At 60.6% G+C, this 17,448-nt stretch carries 14 protein-coding genes and 2 pseudogenes; 6 read left to right on the top strand and 10 right to left on the bottom strand.

The features are described from left to right. Positions 1-69: 69 nt before the first annotated feature. A complete protein-coding gene (clpB, locus tag BD293_RS17795; RefSeq protein ID WP_142084094.1) occupies positions 70-2,682 on the top strand; it encodes an ATP-dependent chaperone ClpB in 2,613 nt (870 codons plus the stop codon). Between the two features lie 345 nt (positions 2,683-3,027). Here the strand turns inward: clpB and BD293_RS17790 are convergent. Next, positions 3,028-3,330: pseudogene (locus BD293_RS17790) on the bottom strand (IS1634 family transposase); the annotation flags it as partial. Between the two features lie 102 nt (positions 3,331-3,432). On the opposite strand from BD293_RS17790, the gene BD293_RS23160 reads away from it, so the two are divergent. After that, entirely contained in the window at positions 3,433-3,681 is a 249-nt protein-coding gene (locus tag BD293_RS23160) for a hypothetical protein (protein ID WP_170207012.1), read from the top strand. Next, on the top strand, positions 3,563-5,716 hold the full coding sequence (locus tag BD293_RS17785) for a recombinase family protein (protein WP_142084381.1): 2,154 nt from the start codon (positions 3,563-3,565) through the stop codon (positions 5,714-5,716). The genes BD293_RS23160 and BD293_RS17785 overlap by 119 nt, the downstream gene beginning before the upstream one ends. On the opposite strand, the pseudogene BD293_RS17780 reads toward BD293_RS17785, so the two are convergent. After that, a pseudogene (locus BD293_RS17780) lies at positions 5,675-7,090 on the bottom strand (IS1634 family transposase); the annotation flags it as partial. The gene BD293_RS17785 and the pseudogene BD293_RS17780 sit on opposite strands and share 42 nt — an antisense overlap. Before the next feature lie 234 nt (positions 7,091-7,324). Here BD293_RS17780 and BD293_RS17775 point away from each other — a divergent pair. Beyond that, entirely contained in the window at positions 7,325-7,756 is a 432-nt protein-coding gene (locus BD293_RS17775) for an NYN domain-containing protein (RefSeq protein ID WP_142084092.1), read from the top strand. A gap of 8 nt (positions 7,757-7,764) precedes the next feature. Here BD293_RS17775 and BD293_RS17770 read toward each other — a convergent pair whose 3' ends face one another. Together BD293_RS17770 and trmB are read right to left on the bottom strand one after the other, a co-directional pair. Beyond that, on the bottom strand, positions 7,765-11,082 hold the full coding sequence (locus BD293_RS17770) for an error-prone DNA polymerase (RefSeq protein WP_142084090.1): 3,318 nt from the start codon (positions 11,080-11,082) through the stop codon (positions 7,765-7,767). An 86-nt stretch (positions 11,083-11,168) separates the two neighbouring features. Further along, entirely contained in the window at positions 11,169-11,894 is a 726-nt protein-coding gene (gene trmB, locus BD293_RS17765) for a tRNA (guanine(46)-N(7))-methyltransferase TrmB (protein ID WP_142084088.1), read from the bottom strand. Positions 11,895-12,076: 182 nt separating this feature from the next. Between trmB and BD293_RS17760 the strand changes: the two genes are divergently transcribed. Next, complete coding sequence (locus tag BD293_RS17760; protein WP_142084086.1) at positions 12,077-12,505, top strand: FKBP-type peptidyl-prolyl cis-trans isomerase; 429 nt, start codon at positions 12,077-12,079, stop codon at positions 12,503-12,505. Between the two features lie 9 nt (positions 12,506-12,514). Here the strand turns inward: BD293_RS17760 and BD293_RS17755 are convergent, their stop codons facing one another. Both BD293_RS17755 and BD293_RS17750 read right to left on the bottom strand, forming a co-directional pair. Further along, positions 12,515-12,937, bottom strand: coding sequence for a calcium-binding protein (locus BD293_RS17755; protein ID WP_246086382.1), 423 nt, complete (start codon positions 12,935-12,937; stop codon positions 12,515-12,517). Further along, complete coding sequence (locus BD293_RS17750) at positions 12,934-13,617, bottom strand: calcium-binding protein (RefSeq protein ID WP_170207182.1); 684 nt, start codon at positions 13,615-13,617, stop codon at positions 12,934-12,936. Before BD293_RS17750 ends, BD293_RS17755 begins: the two co-directional genes overlap by 4 nt. A gap of 266 nt (positions 13,618-13,883) precedes the next feature. Here BD293_RS17750 and rpsO point away from each other — a divergent pair, with 266 nt between their 5' ends. Then, positions 13,884-14,153: a 30S ribosomal protein S15 gene (gene rpsO, locus BD293_RS17745; protein WP_142084078.1), complete on the top strand. Its 270-nt coding sequence runs from the start codon at positions 13,884-13,886 to the stop codon at positions 14,151-14,153. Positions 14,154-14,225: 72 nt separating this feature from the next. Here the strand turns inward: rpsO and BD293_RS17740 are convergent, their stop codons facing one another. Genes BD293_RS17740 through paaG form a run of 4 tightly spaced genes read right to left on the bottom strand, consistent with a single transcriptional unit; the run spans position 14,226 to position 17,378 of the window. Next, positions 14,226-14,822, bottom strand: a complete 597-nt coding sequence (locus tag BD293_RS17740) for a TetR/AcrR family transcriptional regulator (protein WP_142084075.1) — start codon at positions 14,820-14,822, stop codon at positions 14,226-14,228. Between the two features lies 1 nt (position 14,823). Then, entirely contained in the window at positions 14,824-16,137 is a 1,314-nt protein-coding gene (gene paaK / locus BD293_RS17735; protein WP_142084073.1) for a phenylacetate--CoA ligase PaaK, read from the bottom strand. Between the two features lie 3 nt (positions 16,138-16,140). Next, positions 16,141-16,587 carry a hydroxyphenylacetyl-CoA thioesterase PaaI gene (gene paaI, locus BD293_RS17730; RefSeq protein WP_142084071.1) on the bottom strand — a complete coding sequence of 149 codons (447 nt, stop codon included), beginning with the start codon at positions 16,585-16,587 and terminating at the stop codon, positions 16,141-16,143. Next, a complete protein-coding gene (gene paaG, locus BD293_RS17725; RefSeq protein ID WP_142084069.1) occupies positions 16,584-17,378 on the bottom strand; it encodes a 2-(1,2-epoxy-1,2-dihydrophenyl)acetyl-CoA isomerase PaaG in 795 nt (264 codons plus the stop codon). Before paaG ends, paaI begins: the two co-directional genes overlap by 4 nt. Between the last annotated feature and the right edge of the window lie 70 nt (positions 17,379-17,448).

Below are 17,448 nucleotides of genomic sequence, written 5' to 3'. Positions count from 1 at the left end.
CCCATCAGGGGCTGCGCTGCTTGGCAGGCATCCCTCACATTCCGGGCGCTTATAAAGGAGAAGACAGTTATGAATTTGGAGAAATTCACCGAACGTGCGCGCGGCTTTCTGCAAGCCGCCCAGACCATCGCCCTGCGCGAAGATCACCAGCGCCTTGTGCCTTCGCATCTGCTGAAAGCCCTGCTGGATGACGATCAAGGCATGGCCGCCAATCTGATCAAACGCGCTGGCGGTGCGCCAGACCGCGTGGCGCAGGCCAATGACATTGCCCTTGCCAAAATCCCCAAGGTTTCGGGCGGCGAGGGGCAGATTTACATGGACCCGCAGACCGCCAAGGTGGTCGATCAGGCCGAACAGATCGCCAAAAAAGGGGGCGACAGCTTTGTCACTGTGGAACGCCTGCTGACAGCGCTGGCGCTGGTGAAATCTGACGCCAAGGCCGCGCTGGATGCAGGGGCCGTGACCGCGCAAAACCTGAACGCCGCGATCAACGACCTGCGCAAAGGGCGCACTGCCGACAGTGCCTCGGCGGAAGAAGGGTATGACGCGCTCAAGAAATATGCCCGCGACCTGACAGAGGCCGCCCGCGAAGGCAAAATCGACCCGATCATTGGCCGCGATGAGGAAATCCGCCGTGCGATGCAGGTGTTGTCACGCCGCACCAAAAACAACCCGGTGCTGATTGGCGAGCCGGGCGTGGGCAAGACGGCCATTGCCGAAGGCCTTGCGCTGCGCATCATCAATGGCGATGTGCCCGAATCCTTGCGCGACAAGAAGCTGATGGCGCTGGATATGGGCGCGCTGATTGCTGGTGCGAAATATCGGGGCGAGTTTGAGGAACGGCTGAAAGCCATCCTGTCCGAAGTCACATCTGCCGATGGCGAGATCATCCTGTTCATTGACGAGATGCACACCCTTGTGGGCGCGGGCAAATCCGAGGGTGCGATGGATGCCGCGAACCTGATCAAGCCCGCATTGGCACGCGGTGAATTGCACTGCGTCGGGGCCACCACGCTGGATGAATACCGCAAACATGTCGAAAAGGACGCAGCCCTTGCACGGCGTTTCCAGCCTGTGATGGTCGAAGAACCGACCGTTGAAGATACCATCTCGATCCTGCGCGGGATCAAGGAGAAATACGAATTGCACCACGGCGTGCGCATTTCCGACACGGCCCTTGTGGCGGCAGCAACGCTGTCGCACCGCTATATCACGGACCGGTTTTTGCCCGACAAGGCCATCGACCTGATGGACGAAGCGGCAAGCCGTCTGCGCATGGAAGTGGACAGCAAGCCAGAGGAACTGGACGCGCTGGACCGCGACATCTTGCAAAAGCAGATCGAGGCTGAGGCCCTGCGCAAGGAAGATGACGCCGCCAGTAAGGACCGCCTGACCACACTGGAAAAGGAACTGTCCGAGCTGATGCAGCGCAGCGCTGAAATGACAACCTCATGGCAGTCCGAGCGCGACAAGCTGGAAGCCGCCCGCCAGATCAAGGAAGAGCTGGACCGTGCGCGCATTGATCTGGAAACCGCCAAGCGGCAAGGCGATTTCGCCAATGCAGGCCGTCTGCAATATGGCGAGATCCCGGAACTGGAGCGCAAACTGGCCGAGGCCGAAACGCGCGAGGCCCAGAAACTGGTCGCGGACGCCGTCCGGCCAGAGCAGATCGCCGAAGTGGTGGAACGCTGGACCGGCATTCCCACCTCGAAAATGCTGGAAGGCGAGCGCGAGAAGCTGTTGCGCATGGAAGACGAACTGCACAAGCGCGTGGTCGGTCAGGATGAGGCAATTCACGCAGTCGCCAATGCCGTGCGCCGTGCCCGCGCGGGGCTGAACGATGAAAACCGCCCCCTTGGCAGTTTCCTGTTCCTTGGCCCAACAGGTGTGGGCAAAACCGAACTGACCAAGGCGGTGGCGCAATATCTGTTTGACGACGATCAGGCGATGGTGCGCATCGACATGTCGGAATTCATGGAAAAGCACTCGGTCGCGCGTCTGATCGGGGCCCCTCCGGGCTATGTCGGCTATGAAGAAGGCGGGGTTCTGACCGAAGCCGTGCGCCGCCGCCCTTATCAGGTGGTGCTGTTCGACGAAGTTGAGAAGGCCCACCCAGAGGTGTTCAACGTACTGTTGCAGGTGCTTGATGACGGGCAGTTGACCGATAGCCACGGTCGGCGCGTGGATTTCAAGCAAACGCTGATCATCCTGACCTCGAACCTTGGTTCTCAAGCGCTGGGCCAGATGGCCGAAGGTGCGGACCGCGCATCGGTCAAGGCCGAGGTGATGGACGCCGTACGCGCCCATTTCCGGCCTGAATTCCTGAACCGGCTGGATGAAACGGTGATCTTCGACCGGCTGTCGCGCAAGGATATGGATGCGATTGTCGATATCCAGATGGCGCGGCTGCTCAAGCGGCTGCTGGCGCGCAAGATCACGCTGGAAATGGACGATGCCGCCCGCACATGGATGGCCGACAAGGGCTATGACCCGGTCTATGGCGCACGCCCCCTGAAACGGGTGATCCAGCGCTACCTGCAAGACCCGCTGGCACAGATGCTGCTTTCGGGCACAGTTCTGGACGGCGCAAACGTCACCGTGACCGCCGGGGCCGATGGCCTGATTGTCGGCGATCAGACTGTGGGTGACGATGACGCCCCGCGCATGAAGCTGGTGCATTAAAGCGCTGCGCTGCCATTCCAAGCTCCCTGACCCCGGCATGCGCCGGGGTCTTTTTGTGACAAGGCAGCGCTGCGGGGTTTGGGGGAAAGTTTCCGGCCAATCACGCAAAACGCCATAGTCTTGCCGGAAATACCTATTACCAAAATGGCACCACACCCGATGGGGTCAGGGTGATACTTTGCGAATGAACGATCGAGGGATAGATGCGCATTCCACTGATATTATTGGCGCTTTCCGCAATGATCTGCGCAGTTGGCGTGGTCGTTCCCCCCAACTTCGACAGTTAAGACGATAAGTGATTGATTTTATTGAGTCGAGATTGTGGTTTTTGCCACAACCGGGCGCTCAGGACGGCTTGTTCAAGCCGAGTGCATCAAAGAGGTCGAGTTGTTCAGGCTGCGTGCGGGTGATCCCTTTCTGAGTGGTTGGTCCAATGCGTGTGATATGTTGCTGAAGCGTGGCAAGCAGGTCGAGCGCCATGCGTGGGCTGGTGGAGTGTCCTTTGGCTTTGAGCCGCATGCGCATGACACGGTAGAGCACCAGCGCCAAAAAGCAGATCAGCGCATGGGCGCGGATACGGTCGGGCAATCTGTGATGAACTGGCGCGATCTCGATGTCAGATTTCAGGACGCGAAAGCCCCGCTCGATATACCATAGAGCCTGCCTCTTATAACTTGACAGAGCATGATGATCCCCCCAGAATCGGATTTGAAGCGCTTCGCGCGCTCGCACGCTGGATGGGATCACGCGATGAGCGAAGTACCGTCAGTTCCAGAATTTCAGATGCTGCCGTTGGATCGACGGCAGGAGGCCATCGCACTGTTGGGGCGGATGGCGCTGCGCCAGATCCGCAGCGCGATCGAGACCAAGGAGAGCGATGATGACGTCAGAATCGATCATGGTCCCGCGCGCCCAGAGTTTACCCGAGAAAGTCTGCGGACAGCATCGCGATCGCCAAGCGATCGTTTATATTCGCCAATCAACGCTGCAGCAGGTTGAGCGCAATCAGGAATCGACACGGCTGCAATACGCTCTGGTTGACCGGGCTTTCGCACTTGGCTGGCCGCGGGAAGCGATCGTCGTGGTCGACGATGATCTGGGACGCTCGGGCGCCTCGATCGAGGGACGGCTTGGCTTTCAGCGGCTGGTAGCAGAAGTCGGACTGGGTCGTGTCGGATTGGTCCTTGGGGTCGAGATGTCACGGCTTGCGCGCTCGTGCCGGGACTGGCACCAGTTGTTGGAGATTTGCTCCCTATTCGATACATTGATTGCGGATGCCGATGGCGTTTACGACCCATCGAATTTCAACGATAGGCTCCTGTTAGGCTTAAAGGGGACAATGAGCGAGGCCGAACTGCATATTATCAAGGCAAGAATGCTGGAGGGGCGACGTGCGAAGGCCCGGCGCGGCGAACTCGCAAAGAGTTTGCCAGCGGGTTATGTAGCGCGCCCGTCGGGGGAGGTCATCTTCGAACCTGATGAACAGGCCCAGGGCGTCATCCGTCTTATCTTTGATTTGTTTGAGCGGCTGCGGTCGGTTGGAGGTGTGCTGCGGTATCTGAACGAGCACAATATACAGATGCCGATACGCAGGAAAGATGGCCCGACCAAGGGTGATCTTGAGTGGCGCCGCCCAAGCCGAGCCACGCTGCATAACCTGTTCAACAATCCTATTTATGCCGGTGTGTATGCCTGGGGTGCGCGGCCCGTCGACAGGCGGCGCCAGAAGCCGGGGCGTCCTGGAACCGGGCGCTGCGTGAAGGCGCCGGACAATGTCGAGGTGTTTCTGCCAGACCGGTTGCCGGCCTATATCAGCTTGGAGCAATTCGAGAGCATCCAAGCGCAGATTAGGGCCAACCTGCCGAGCGCGCAGGGGCCGGTCCGGGCTGGAAGCGCTTTGCTATCGGGCATGGTGATTTGTGGCGCGTGCGGCTTGAGGATGCAGCCAACCTATAACAACAATGGTCAAGTCGCGCGCTACATCTGCAATGGCATGCACATGGCCTACGCAGAACCAATCTGTCAGTCGCTTAAAGCGGCCCCGGTTGATGAGGCTGTGTCGCGCGCTATCCTGCGATCGCTGGAACCAGCCGCGCTCGAGATCAGTCTTGCGGTCGCCAGCGACCTTGAAGCGGAACGCAAATCTCTCGATCGTCAATGGCAGCAGCGTCTTGAGCGCGCCCAATTCGAGGTTGATCGCGCCCGGCGGAGTTATGCCAGCGTCGAGCCAGAGAACCGACTGGTTGCGCGTAGTCTCGAGAAGAGTTGGGAAGAGGCGCTGGCGAGCCAAGCGCGCCTCATGGTTGATTATGACCGCTTCCAGCGCGAACGTCTGCAAGCACCGAGCCGCACTGAACTGGAGGCGATCCGTACCCTTACCCAAGATCTCCCCGCGCTTTGGCAGGCGGCAACAACCACACAAAGAGAACGACAGGAAATTGTACGGCTGCTGCTCGAAAGGGTTATCATCAAGATGGTTGATGACACCGAGCATGTGGAGGTCACGTGTCATTGGCATGGCGGCAATCAAACGATGCACAAGGTGATCCGTCCTGTCGCGCGGATCACCGCGCTCAGCAGCTATCCGGCACTGATTGCGCGCATGAAGGAACTCTACGAAGCTGGCCACAGTAGCCGCTGCATTGCCAATATTCTCAACGAAGAAGGCTTTGTCCCCCCCAAGCGTCGTAACACCTATACCCCCGAAATGGTCCGCCACCGCCTGGTTGCGGCGGGCATCGCCAAACCACAGCGCAAAAAACCCAGCGCCTCAGCGATGATTGTGCGCGAACCCGACGAGTGGACAATCCGAGAATTAGCCGAAGCCATCGGCATGCCTCAAGCGACCCTGTATTATTGGGTCGCCAACGGCCGCCTAAGCAGCCGCCTGGTTAAACATGACCGCAAACCGGTGAAGCTGGTGACTGCTGACGCGACAATGATCGAGGATCTTAAAGCGATCCGCGCGAGCCCGCCCCACCTGAGGCGCCTGCCGCCCCGGCAAAGCGCAGAACAACTTAAACTTATCACTTGAGAGTCGAAATGTCTGGTCGATATCGATATCGGCCAACGCCTTGTAGCGCGCAATCGCGTCGGCTGGTGAGATGTCCGGGACATTGGTCAGCAGGACGAGCTTGCCATCAAACAGGGCCGCGCGGGCGATGGCGTCTTCATCGACTTCCCAACTGAACCGGTCTGCGGTGAAATCTGCTTTGATGAATCTGGTGAGCTCGGCATCGGCAATGGCACGAACAAACCGGCTATAGGCCCCCCGGTCTGATGCGCGCCGCCCCTTTGCGCTCTTGCCTTCATCTTGCCGGTCAAGCTTGGCAACCATGGCGTTGCCCATGGCCTCCAACTCATCAATCCGCGCGCGGCGCGTCTCGCCCTGTTCTCGCGCGCGTGCAGCATCATGCGCAACAATCAGGCGGTGCCCTTCAAAGCTGGCTTCTCGTAATCCATCGCCCTCGCTGAAGTCGAAGCTTCGAAAGGTTTCCATCAGTTCACTGTAGCGGCGCGCAGGCACGGCCAGGATGAATTCCAGCTTGCGTCCGTCCTTGTCGGCCATGTCGGTCAGATGATGGATGTTGTCCAAGCTGAGCAGGCCACGATCAGCCACCAGAATGATGCGCTGGATAGGAAATCGCTGCAGGACCGTTTGCAGCATGCCCTGCAGGGTCTTGGTCTCGGCGACATTCCCCGGATGCACGGTGTGCATGAGTGGCAGCCCGTCGGCGGTCTGCACCACGCCCAGCACGAACTGGCGCGCAATCCCGCCCGTTTCCTTGTTCATACCAAAGGCGCGAACATCATCTTCAAGCCGGGCTTCGCCATGAATGCGCACCGTGGTCAGGTCATAGAAGACAATTTCCAACTGCTGATCAACCAAGGGACGGATCTGACGTGCCAGTTCCTGCTCAACTGTTTCGGCATGATCCATCAGCGCATCCATCGCGCGCAAAAGATGCTGATGCGTGACCTTGGCGGGCATATCTGGCATGGCCACCGTATCCAGCCATCGCAGGCAGCCCAGTTTGCTTGCCGGATTGCACAACCGGTTGAACACCATGGCGCGCACGAGTGCCTCTGCCTTGATCTCACGCCGCCCCGAGCGCAGCGCACGGCTGAGGGCGCGATCAAATCCAAGGTCTTTCCAGAGTTCATGAAGGGCAAAGACGTTCCCGTAAGCTTTGGCGCTTTCGACCTCCACCGCAAACGCAGTGTTCTCGGTGCGCCCGAGCACGCGGTTCAAGCCATTGATCAGTGGGTCCAGCTTTTGTGGGCTGAGCTCTTCAAGCCGGCCGAGGTTTGCGACAACGCGATGCCGAACCTTGCCGGTCTCGGTACGATAGCCTTCGACCAACTGAACATACTGGCGACCGCCTGATTTGGTGATCTTTGCATACATGCCGCAACAATATTGTGCATATAGCCAACTATCAATAGCGGTTATGAAAGCAAATTGCCACAACAGCGAAACCAGAATAATCACCCTTGCCGCAACTCAACCCTCTGATTTTATTGGGACGCCCCATGGTCAGGACCACAAATTTCCCAAATAACTGTCGAAGTTGGGGTTCCCGGTTATACGGATGCGCTTTTTCTTGGCCTGATAACAGGTGCCGCTGCACTGTTCCTGACCGTGCAGGCGCTGTGGCGCAGGCGCGCGCGGGCCACGGCCCCTTCGATCTTGCTGGATGGGTCCAATGTCATGCACTGGAATAACGGCCAACCCAGCCTTGAGCCTGTGCGCGAGGTGCTGACGCATCTCAGTCAACAAGGTTACCAGCCCGGTGTCGTATTTGACGCGAATGCAGGCTACAAACTGGAAGGGCGCTACCGCAACCACAGGGAAATGGCGCAGCAGCTTGGGCTTTCGCCCGACTATGTGTTGGTGGTCAGCAAGGGCGTGCCCGCTGATAGGTTCATCTTGCAATTTGCACAGGATCATGACGCGCGCGTTGTCACCAATGACCGCTTCCGCGACTGGGCGGCGCAATTCCCGGATGTGAGCAAGCCGGGCTATCTGGTCTCGGGCGCTTATCGCGGCGGGGCATTGACGCTGAATCTGTGACTGACCTCTCAGTGAAAATCGCGGCTGGGGAAAAGCTGTTTTGCCTGTTCGCGCGGGTGGCGCACGGATTGGGGCTGGCGGGTCGGTACCGGTCGGCGCGCCTCATCGCCGCGCCCGGATGTCGGGTCGATTACCCCGCGCCCCATGTCGCCCAGCAGGGCCGAGCAATCCTCGACCTTTTCTGCAATCACATGGATCACAACCCCCTCTCGCTGCACGCGGCCTGTCACCCGCAGCAACCGCCCCCCAAGGACCGCGCGGCGAAATTGCTCATAGATTTTCGGCCAGACCACCACATTGCTGACGCCGGTTTCATCCTCCAATGTAATGAAAATCACCCCCGAGGCTGTGCCGGGACGCTGGCGTGTGATGACCAGCCCACAGACCGAAACCCGCCCGCGCGCCTGCATCAGTTCGTGATGCGGGGTCAATCCTGGCAGGCTTGGGCGCACCAACTCCATCGGGTGGGCGCGCAAGCTCAGGCGCAGCGACAGATAGTCTTCGACCACAGCTTCGCCCAATGACAGCGCGGGCAGGGTGACGGGGCCCTCGACGATCCCTTCGCCGTCCATGCCTGCGTCAAACAAGGGCAGGGGTTTGGGCGCACGCAACGCGCGCACGGCCCAAAGCGCTTCGCGTCGCGCCAACCCCATACAGGCCAGCGCGTCAGCTTCGGCCAGCCGCGTCAGGGTGCCGGGGACCACCCCTGCCCGCCGCCACAGGCTTTCGGCATCCGGGTAGCCATTGCCGCGCGCGGCCACGATCCAGTCTGCATCGTCCTGCCCCATTCCGCGCACCTGCCGAAAGCCCAGCCGCAAGGCAAGTCGGCCATCCGCGCGGCGTTCCAGCGTGCAGTCCCAATGCGACTGATTGGCCGAGACGGGCCGCACCTCGACCCCATGCTCGCGCGCATCGCGCACGATCTGGGCGGGCGCATAAAACCCCATTGGCTGGCTATTGAGAAGCGCACAGGCAAAGGCCGCCGGATGGTGCCGCTTCAACCACGCCGAGGCATAGACCAGCAGCGCAAAACTGGCCGCGTGAGATTCGGGGAAGCCATATTCGCCAAACCCCTCGATCTGCGCAAAGCAGGCTTCGGCGAAATCGGGCGCATAGCCGCGCTCCAACATGCCCTTCAGAAACCGGTCCCGAAAACTGCCAATCGTGCCCATGCGCTTGAAGGTGGCAAGGCTGCGGCGCAGCCTGTCCGCTTCTTCAGGCGTGAAGCCTGCGGCGACAACGGCAATCTGCATGGCCTGTTCCTGAAACAGCGGCACGCCAAGGGTGCGCTCCAACACGCCGCGCAACTCCGGGCTGGGCAGATGCACCGCCTCTTTCCCCTGACGGCGGCGGATATAGGGGTGCACCATGCCGCCCTGAATGGGGCCGGGGCGCACAATCGCCACCTCGATCACCAGATCATACATGCAGCGCGGGCGCATGCGCGGCAGGAAATTCATCTGCGCGCGGGATTCCACCTGAAACACGCCAATCGCATCGGCGCGGCACAGCATGTCATAGGTGGTGCTGTCTTCGCGCGGCAGGTTTTCAAGCGTGTAGCGCGACCCGCCAGTCTGGGCGACCAGATCGAAGCATTTGCGGATGCAGGTCAGCATCCCAAGCGACAGCACATCAACCTTCAGAATGCCCAGCGCATTGATGTCATCCTTGTCCCATTCAATAACCGTGCGCCCCTCCATCGCGGCGTTCTCAATCGGGCACAGCTCATCCAGCCGCCCCTTGGTGATGACAAACCCGCCGACATGCTGGCTCAGGTGACGTGGAAATCCGATAATATCCGCGATCAGCGCCATGGTTTGCGCCAGACGCGGCTCTGACGCATCCAGCCCCAATTCGCGCAGCCGCTCCGGCGCAGGCGGGCCAGAACGCCAGCCCATCGACGATGACGCCAGCGCCGACACCACATCTGCCGACAGCCCCATCACCTTGCCCACCTCGCGCACAGCGGCGCGCGACCGGAAATGGATAACCGTTGCGGTCAGCCCCGCGCAGTCGCGGCCATAGCGCTTATAGATATGCTGAATCACCTCCTCACGGCGTTCATGCTCGAAATCGACATCAATATCAGGCGGCTCTCCGCGCGCTTCGGACATGAACCGCTCGAACACCATCGAAATCGTGTCAGGGGGCACTTCGGTAATGCCCAGCACATAGCAGATCACCGAATTGGCCGCCGACCCGCGCCCTTGACATAAAATGCCGCGCCCGCGCGCAAAGGCCACAATGTCATGCACAGTCAGGAAATAGGCGGCAAAGCCCAAGGCCTTGATGATGCGCAGCTCTTTGGTGACCTTGCCTGCGGTGTCGGGGGGCGTGCCATCGGGAAAACGCCGCCACAGCCCCTCTTGCACCAGCCGTTCCAACCGCGCCTGCGCGGCTTCGCCATTGGTCACTTCGTCAGGGTATTCATAAGACAACTCATCCAGACTGAAGGCACAACGATCCGCGATTTCCAGCGTGCGGCGCAGCGCTGCGGGATAGCGCGCAAAGATGCGGGCCATTTCGGGGCCGGATTTCAGGCGCGCTTCGGCATTGGGCAGGGCGCGCGCGCCAAGACTGTCAATATCGCACCCCGTCCGCATACAGGTCAGCACATCGGCCAGCTTGCGCCGCCGTGAGGCATGCATCAGCACATCGCCCAATGCGACCATCGGCACCGCAAGCGCCGCCGCCCGATGCGCATAGGCCGCAAGGCGTTCAGCATCGCACCCGTCATAGCGCGGCACGGCCCCCAGATAACAATTGCCGGGGTAGCGCTGGGCGATCTGGCGTATCTGGGCATCCGCTTCTGCGTCCCGCCCCTCCGGGGGCAGCGCGATCAGGGCCATGTCATGGGCGGTTTCCAGAAAATCCGCGTGGTCCAGATGACATGCGCCCTTGGGGGCGCGCCGTTTGCCAAGGCTGAGTAGCCGCGACAGGCGGGCATAGCCTGCACGGCACAGCGGCAGCGCCAGCCATTCAACTGCACTGTCACGCAACACCAACCGCGCGCCCACGATCAGGCGCGGCAAAGGGCCGTCCGGCACGGACAGGGCCACGCCCGTCTCGGTCTGGCGGCTGGACGCGTCGGTCTGCCGGTGCGAGCGGATGGACAAAGCCTCGGCCTGCGCGCGACCCAATTCGCGCAGCGCCACATGCGCGCGCACCACACCGGCCAGCGAATTGCGATCTGTCAGCGCAATCGCGGCCAGCCCCAGTTCAGCCGCTCTTGCGACCAACTCCTCAGGGTGCGACGCCCCGGTCAGAAAGGTAAAATTCGAGGTCACGCACAGCTCGGCGTAACCTTGCGCGCCAATCTCTGACATGATTGCCCCTTAACACAGATCAAATGTTCTATATTTGTTCTTGTGCGATTCGGGCAAGGCCTGTCTGTCATCCCGCATGGGACAGATCAGCGCGCTGGCTGTTCATTCCGCCGGAAGGTCAGGTAATGCGGCGTGCGCCCTTCGCGGAGCGCCTTTTGCTCGTATCTTGTGGACAGCCAGTCATCCCACGGGGTTTGCCAATCCGCAGGTGTGGGCGTCAGGCAGTCAAAGCCAGCGGGCGGCACCTCTTCCATCGTCTGGCGGACGTAATCAGGAATATCGGTTGCCACCCGGAAAATCGCACCGGGCTGCAAGACGCGCGCCAACGGGTCCAGATATTCAGGTGTGACAAACCGGCGGCGGTGATGGCGCGCTTTGGGCCACGGGTCTGGATACAGCAAAAAGGCCCGCTCCAGACATTGATCGGGCAACACATCGAACAAATCGCGCACATCCCAAGGGTAAATGCGCAAATTATCAACCTGCGCGCTGCGAATCTTGCCCAGCAGCATGGCGACACCGTTGATATACAGCTCGCATCCAAGAAAGCCAGTTTGCGGGTTCAGCCCGCATTGGTGCACCAGATGCTCGCCGCCGCCAAAACCCACTTCCAGCCAGAGCGGGCGCGCATCGCCGAAAAAGCTGTGCGGGTCCAGCACTGTGCGCGCGGGGTTCTCCTCTGGGCTGACACCGACAGGGCGCAGGGCATGCAGATCCTCGTCCAGATAGCGCCTTTGGGCGGGCTTCAGGGTCTTGCCCTTGATGCGACCGTAGAAATTGCGTTTCTCTGGGGGGGCGTTCGGGGTTGTCATGGGGGCACTCCGGTTTCCGGGCGCGGGTATGCAGGCAGGGCACGCCCCCGTCAAGGTCATGTCCCGTGCATCGGGTTTACAAGCTTGTCGTGACTTGGCATGCTTAGGGTACTGCCACAGAGCACCGTGCGAGCTTGCGCGCCTCTGCCAACTCACCCCACCCCTTATTGGAAGGATATCTCATGACGCAGGCGACAGCCGGCACCACAGTTCGATTTCACTATACAGGCACTCTTGAAGATGGTTCCGTTTTCGACAGCTCCGAAGGGCGCGAGCCGCTGGAATTTCAGGTCGGTTCAGGCGCAATCATTCCGGGGCTGGACCGCGCGATTGACGGCATGACCGTGGGCGAACAGAAAACTGTCACCATCCCAAGTGCGGAAGCTTACGGCGAATACCAGCCCCAGGCCCGTCAGGATGTACCACGCGACCAGATCCCCGAGAATATCCCGCTGGACCCCGGCACAATGCTGCAAATGCAAACACCCGAGGGCAACGCAATCCCGGTTGTCGTGGCCGAAGTGACCGACGAAAGCGTCACGCTGGACGCAAACCATCCGCTGGCGGGCAAAGACCTGACCTTTGCGGTTGAAGTCGTGTCCGTCGCATAGCCAGGTGCCTTATTCTGCGGCAATCGCTTCAGGATACCCTGCAACCACCGCAATCGCATCCGCAGTCAAGCCGGATGCGTTTGCGACATGCGCGATAATCTGCCCGTTCACGCGGATATCAGCCGTATCCGGCTGGGTTGCGTCGAAGGTCACGCTCACCTCTGGCTGGGTCAGCCGGTCAGGGTCGTAATGTAACACGATCTGATCCACCTCTGGGCTGTAATCGACGATCAGGGCAGGCGCGCCACCGGCCAGCCAATCGCCCAGCGCGAACTGATCGGCCCCTTCGCCCCCGCTGAGCGTGTCCCCCTGCCCTGCAATCAGCAGATCATCGCCCGCACCGCCATTGAGGAAATTCGCGCCACTGCGATCCTGCCCGCTGTCATCCAGCGCGGCACCCACAAGCGTGTCATCCCCCGCGCCGCCCATCAGAACATTATCGCCCCCACCCGCGAAAAGAAGGTCATTGCCCCACCCCCTTCCAGCGTGTCATTGCCACTGCCGCCGCGCAGAACGTCATTCCCTTCGCCGCCGATCAGGTGATTGGCCCCACTGTCCACTTGCAAGAGATTGTTGCCGCCAGCACCGATAAGCGTGTCATTCCCGCCGCCACCCAGCAAAGTGTCATCGGCCACAGTCCCTGTCAGGCGGTCATCCTGCGGCCCCCCTTCCAGAAGGGCGGGCTGCGGTGGCTGCGCGGGTGGATACAGGTCGCTGCTATGGATGCGCTCATCCAGATGATCGAACAGCCCCATATCCGGCGTGCGCTCATACTGGGGCGTCGGGGACAGTTCATTATCTTGCGGTTCAGGCAGGTCGGGCTGTCCAGGTACCGGCGGATACAAATCGCTGCTGTGGATGCGTTCATCCAGATCATCGAACAAGCCCATATACAACGCGCGATCCACTTGCGGCGTGATGGTCGACGCGTCATCCTCAAAGGCCATCATCTGTGACAGGCCGGATGTCTGGCCTTGGTGCGTGCCCGAGGATTCGCCCTCTGATCCGCCCAAGCGATCCTCATCCTGATCCGAGTCAGATTTTGACGATACCAGAAAATCCGCCATCGAAGCCCCCGCAACGGCGGCAAGCAAGCCAAAGAACATCCACATCACACCCAACCTTTGCACACGCGGCCCGATTCCCGCTGCAATACCCCACCTGTGACTATGCCCTCGTTGCATGCCCCAACGAAGCGAAATTGCACGATTCAGCGGTGCAAACTGTAAGAATGGTTAACAAGTGCTGGGCAAAACAGGGGCTTTCCAAGCGCGCGATTCTGGTCTATCTGCCCCCTTGCACCGAAAGGCTGCCCTCCATCGGCCCTGCTGGACGACATCCCGGCTTGCGCCTTAACCCTCAGACCAAGGAGACCCCGATGTCGATTACCGTCGAAGACAAGAACCGCCTGATCAGTGAATTTGCACGCACCGAAGGCGATACAGGTTCACCCGAAGTTCAGGTCGCCGTGCTGACCAAGCGCATCTCGAACCTGACCGAGCATTTCAAGACCCACAAAAAAGACAACCACTCTCGCCGTGGGCTTCTGACACTTGTGGCCACGCGCCGCAAATTGCTGGATTATCTGCGCAGCAAGGATGAGGGTCGCTACCGTGACCTGATCGGCAAGCTGGGCATCCGCCGCTAAGGCCTGCACGCATCTTGCAAAGAATTTGCGCCCGCCCCTACCGGCGGGCGTTTTGCGTTCACGGCCTGCGGCCTAGCGCAACCCCTCAATCCCGCCCAACAAGATATCGGTCGCCAGATCCGCGTAATCCGCGCGGCTGACAGGGCCGCCCTCCTTGAACCACATATAAACCCAGTTCATCATGCCGAAAATCGACATGGTGACAGGCATCAATATGGGGCGCTCGGCCTCCAGATCGGGGTTGATCTGACGGATCACGACGGCAAAGCGTCGCACGATCCGGCGCTCTATCGCCATGATCTCGTCGCGCTGGCCTTGCGGCAGGGTTTGCGTGCCGTTCAACTGGACCTTGTGATAATCATCCGCATCGCGGTATTGCTCCAACACCGCGTGAACCAGTGCGCGCAGGCGCGCGCGCGGCAGGGCGTCGGGCTGATCTGCGGCGGCAATAGCCTCGTCCAATTCGGTCAGATTGGTGCGCAGAATATCGAAGATCAGCGCATCACGGCCCGGATAGTAGTGATACAGCAGCGCTTTGGACACATCCGCGCGCGCTGCGATCTGTGACATCGACGCCTTGTCCATGCCCACTTCGGCAAACACAGCCGCCGCGCTGCGCAGAATGCTGCGTTGCTTTTCCTCGAAATCATGGGCGCGCGAGCGGGCCATTTCACCCCTCCTTGGGTCGGTTATCGACCACGCGCTTGGCCTTGCCTTCGGATCGGGGCGCGCTGCCGGGCGTATGCACCAGCACCTTGGCTGTGACCCCCAATGTGCTTTTGATATGGTGCGACAACTCCTGCCCCGACGCCGCGCGCGCCCCCCCTTCCGCAGCGCGGAGTGTCGCCTCGCAATGCACAGTCATGTCATCCATCCGCCCTGTGCGCGTCAGTTCAATCTGGAAATGCGGAGCAAGCCCCGCGCATTTCAGAATTTGCTCTTCCACCTGCGTGGGGAAAATATTGACGCCCCGCAGAATGATCATGTCGTCAGACCGCCCGGTGATCTTTTCGATCCGGCGCATGGAGCGCGCGGTGCCGGGCAACAGCCGTGTCAGGTCGCGCGTGCGGTAGCGCACGATGGGCAGCCCTTCCTTGGTCAGCGTGGTAAAGACCAACTCGCCCATTTCGCCATCGGGCAGCACTTCGCCGGTTTCAGGGTTGATGATCTCGGGGTAGAAATGATCTTCCCACAGATGCAGCCCATCCTTGCTTTCCACGCATTCATTGGCCACCCCCGGCCCCATCACCTCGGACAGGCCATAAATATCCACCGCGTGCATATCAAACGCCTGCTCGATCTCGTGGCGCATGGAATTTGTCCAAGGCTCTGCCCCGAATATGCCCACGGCAAGCGACGACTCACGCGGGTCAATGCCTGCGCGCTGAAACCCGTCAAGGATCGACAGCATATAGGATGGTGTCACCATGATGATGCGGGGCTTGAAGTCATTGATCAGCGTGACCTGCCGTTCGGTCATGCCGCCCGACACAGGCACGACCGTGCACCCCAGCCGCTCCGCCCCGTAATGCGCGCCCAAGCCGCCCGTGAACAGACCGTAGCCATAGGCGATATGCACGATGTCGCCCTTGCGCCCCCCGCTTGCGCGGATCGAGCGGGCGACCAGATCGGCCCATGTGTCAATGTCGCGGCGGGTGTAGCCCACGACAGTGGGCTTGCCGGTTGTGCCGGATGACGCATGTACCCGCACCAATTCCTCGCGCGGGACTGCGAACATGCCAAACGGGTAGGTATCGCGCAGGTCGGTTTTCACAGTGAAGGGGAATTTGGCCAGATCAGCCAATGTGTGCAGATCATCGGGATGCACGCCATGATCGTCGAACCGCTTGCGGTAAAAACTGGACCCCTCATAGGCATGGCGCAGCGACCATTTCAGCCGCTCCAGTTGCAGGGCGCTGATTTCATCGCGCGAGGCCGTCTCGATCGGTTCCAGATCACCGGGTTTCGGGGACAGGTCTTCCATAGCTTATTCCTCCGTCAGATGCGTGCCCTTGATGACACGCGAATGCCCACGAAATTCGGCAATGACCGCGCCAGACCCATCCGTCACGCGCACATCATAAATCCCCGACCGCCCCCTGCGCGAAACCTCGCGCGCATGGGCTTGCAGCCGCGCGCCCGTCTCGACCGGGCTCAGGTAAGTAACAGCGCAATGCTGCGCGACCACACGCTGGTTGTAGGTGTTACACGCAAAGGCAAAAGCTGAATCAGCCAGCGTAAAGATATAGCCGCCGTGGCACATGCCATGCCCGTTGGTCATCTGGTCGGTGATGGTCATGGACAGGGTCGCCACCCCCGGTGCGACATGGTCCAGTGACATGCCCAAGTTCTGACTGGCGCTGTCATCGTTCCACATGGCTTTTGCACAGGCGTCGGCCAGTTCTTGCGGGGTTATTGTATCGGGATTGGTCATTTGCCCTGAAACCTTGGCTGTCGTTTTTCAAGAAAAGCGGTGACACCTTCGGCGTAATCCGCAGAGAACCCTGCGCGGCGCTGAAAATCCTGTTCAAGATCAAGCTGGTCATCAAGGCTGTTGACGCTGGCCGCATGAATGGCCTGTTTCGTCAGCCCATAGCCAAAGGTCGGCCCTTCGGCCAGACGCTGCGCCAGCGCGCGCGCCTCTTCCATCAGGGTGTCATCTGGCAGCGCTTTCCAGATCAGCCCCCAATCGGCGGCCTGCTGTGCGGATAGCGGTTCGGCTGTCAGGGCCAGCGCCTTGGCGCGTGCTTCGCCCAAAAGCCGCGTCAGTGCCCAGCTTCCGCCCGCATCGGGCACCAGCCCCAGCTTGGCAAAGGCCTGAATGAAGCGCGCCGATTGCGCGGCCAGCACAATGTCGCAGGCCAGCGCAATATTGGCACCCGCCCCCGCTGCCACCCCGTTCACCGCTGCAATCACGGGCTTGTCCACGGCACGAATGGACCGGATAAGCGGGGCGTAGAATTCACCAATCGTCTGACCAAGATCAGGTTTTGGCCCCCCCTTGCGCGGATCACGATCCCCCAGATCCTGCCCGGCACTGAACGCGCGCCCGGAACCTGTGAGCAAGACCGCGCGCACTGCGCTGTCTTGCGCCGCACGGTCAAGCCCTGCGCGCAGGGCACCGTGCATGTCAGCATTGAATGAATTGAGCTTTTCGGGGCGGTTCAGGGTCAGCTCCAGAACCCCGCCTTGCAGGTGCGCGATCACCGTCGCGGGTGATGTCATGACAATCTCTCCTCCCAGATCGAGAGGAAGATTTGCATAAACCGACCGATCGGTCAATTCTGTTTATCAC

Origin of the sequence: Roseinatronobacter monicus, assembly GCF_006716865.1 — a bacterium.
GTDB lineage: Bacteria > Pseudomonadota > Alphaproteobacteria > Rhodobacterales > Rhodobacteraceae > Roseinatronobacter > Roseinatronobacter monicus.
The sequence above is the reverse complement of the archived record's forward strand: the minus strand, read 5'-3'. Positions and strand labels throughout refer to the sequence as shown.

Coding starts and splice junctions, on each gene's coding strand:
- clpB (WP_142084094.1), top strand. CDS start 70: ATGAATTTGGAGAAATTCACCGAACGTGCGCGCGGCTTTCTGCAAGCC.
- paaI (WP_142084071.1), bottom strand. CDS start 16,587: ATGACCAATCCCGATACAATAACCCCGCAAGAACTGGCCGACGCCTGT.
- paaG (WP_142084069.1), bottom strand. CDS start 17,378: ATGACATCACCCGCGACGGTGATCGCGCACCTGCAAGGCGGGGTTCTG.
- BD293_RS23160 (WP_170207012.1), top strand. CDS start 3,433: ATGAGCGAAGTACCGTCAGTTCCAGAATTTCAGATGCTGCCGTTGGAT.
- paaK (WP_142084073.1), bottom strand. CDS start 16,137: ATGGAAGACCTGTCCCCGAAACCCGGTGATCTGGAACCGATCGAGACG.
- BD293_RS17740 (WP_142084075.1), bottom strand. CDS start 14,822: ATGGCCCGCTCGCGCGCCCATGATTTCGAGGAAAAGCAACGCAGCATT.
- BD293_RS17785 (WP_142084381.1), top strand. CDS start 3,563: ATGACGTCAGAATCGATCATGGTCCCGCGCGCCCAGAGTTTACCCGAG.
- rpsO (WP_142084078.1), top strand. CDS start 13,884: ATGTCGATTACCGTCGAAGACAAGAACCGCCTGATCAGTGAATTTGCA.
- BD293_RS17760 (WP_142084086.1), top strand. CDS start 12,077: ATGACGCAGGCGACAGCCGGCACCACAGTTCGATTTCACTATACAGGC.
- BD293_RS17750 (WP_170207182.1), bottom strand. CDS start 13,617: ATGTGGATGTTCTTTGGCTTGCTTGCCGCCGTTGCGGGGGCTTCGATG.
- BD293_RS17770 (WP_142084090.1), bottom strand. CDS start 11,082: ATGTCAGAGATTGGCGCGCAAGGTTACGCCGAGCTGTGCGTGACCTCG.
- trmB (WP_142084088.1), bottom strand. CDS start 11,894: ATGACAACCCCGAACGCCCCCCCAGAGAAACGCAATTTCTACGGTCGC.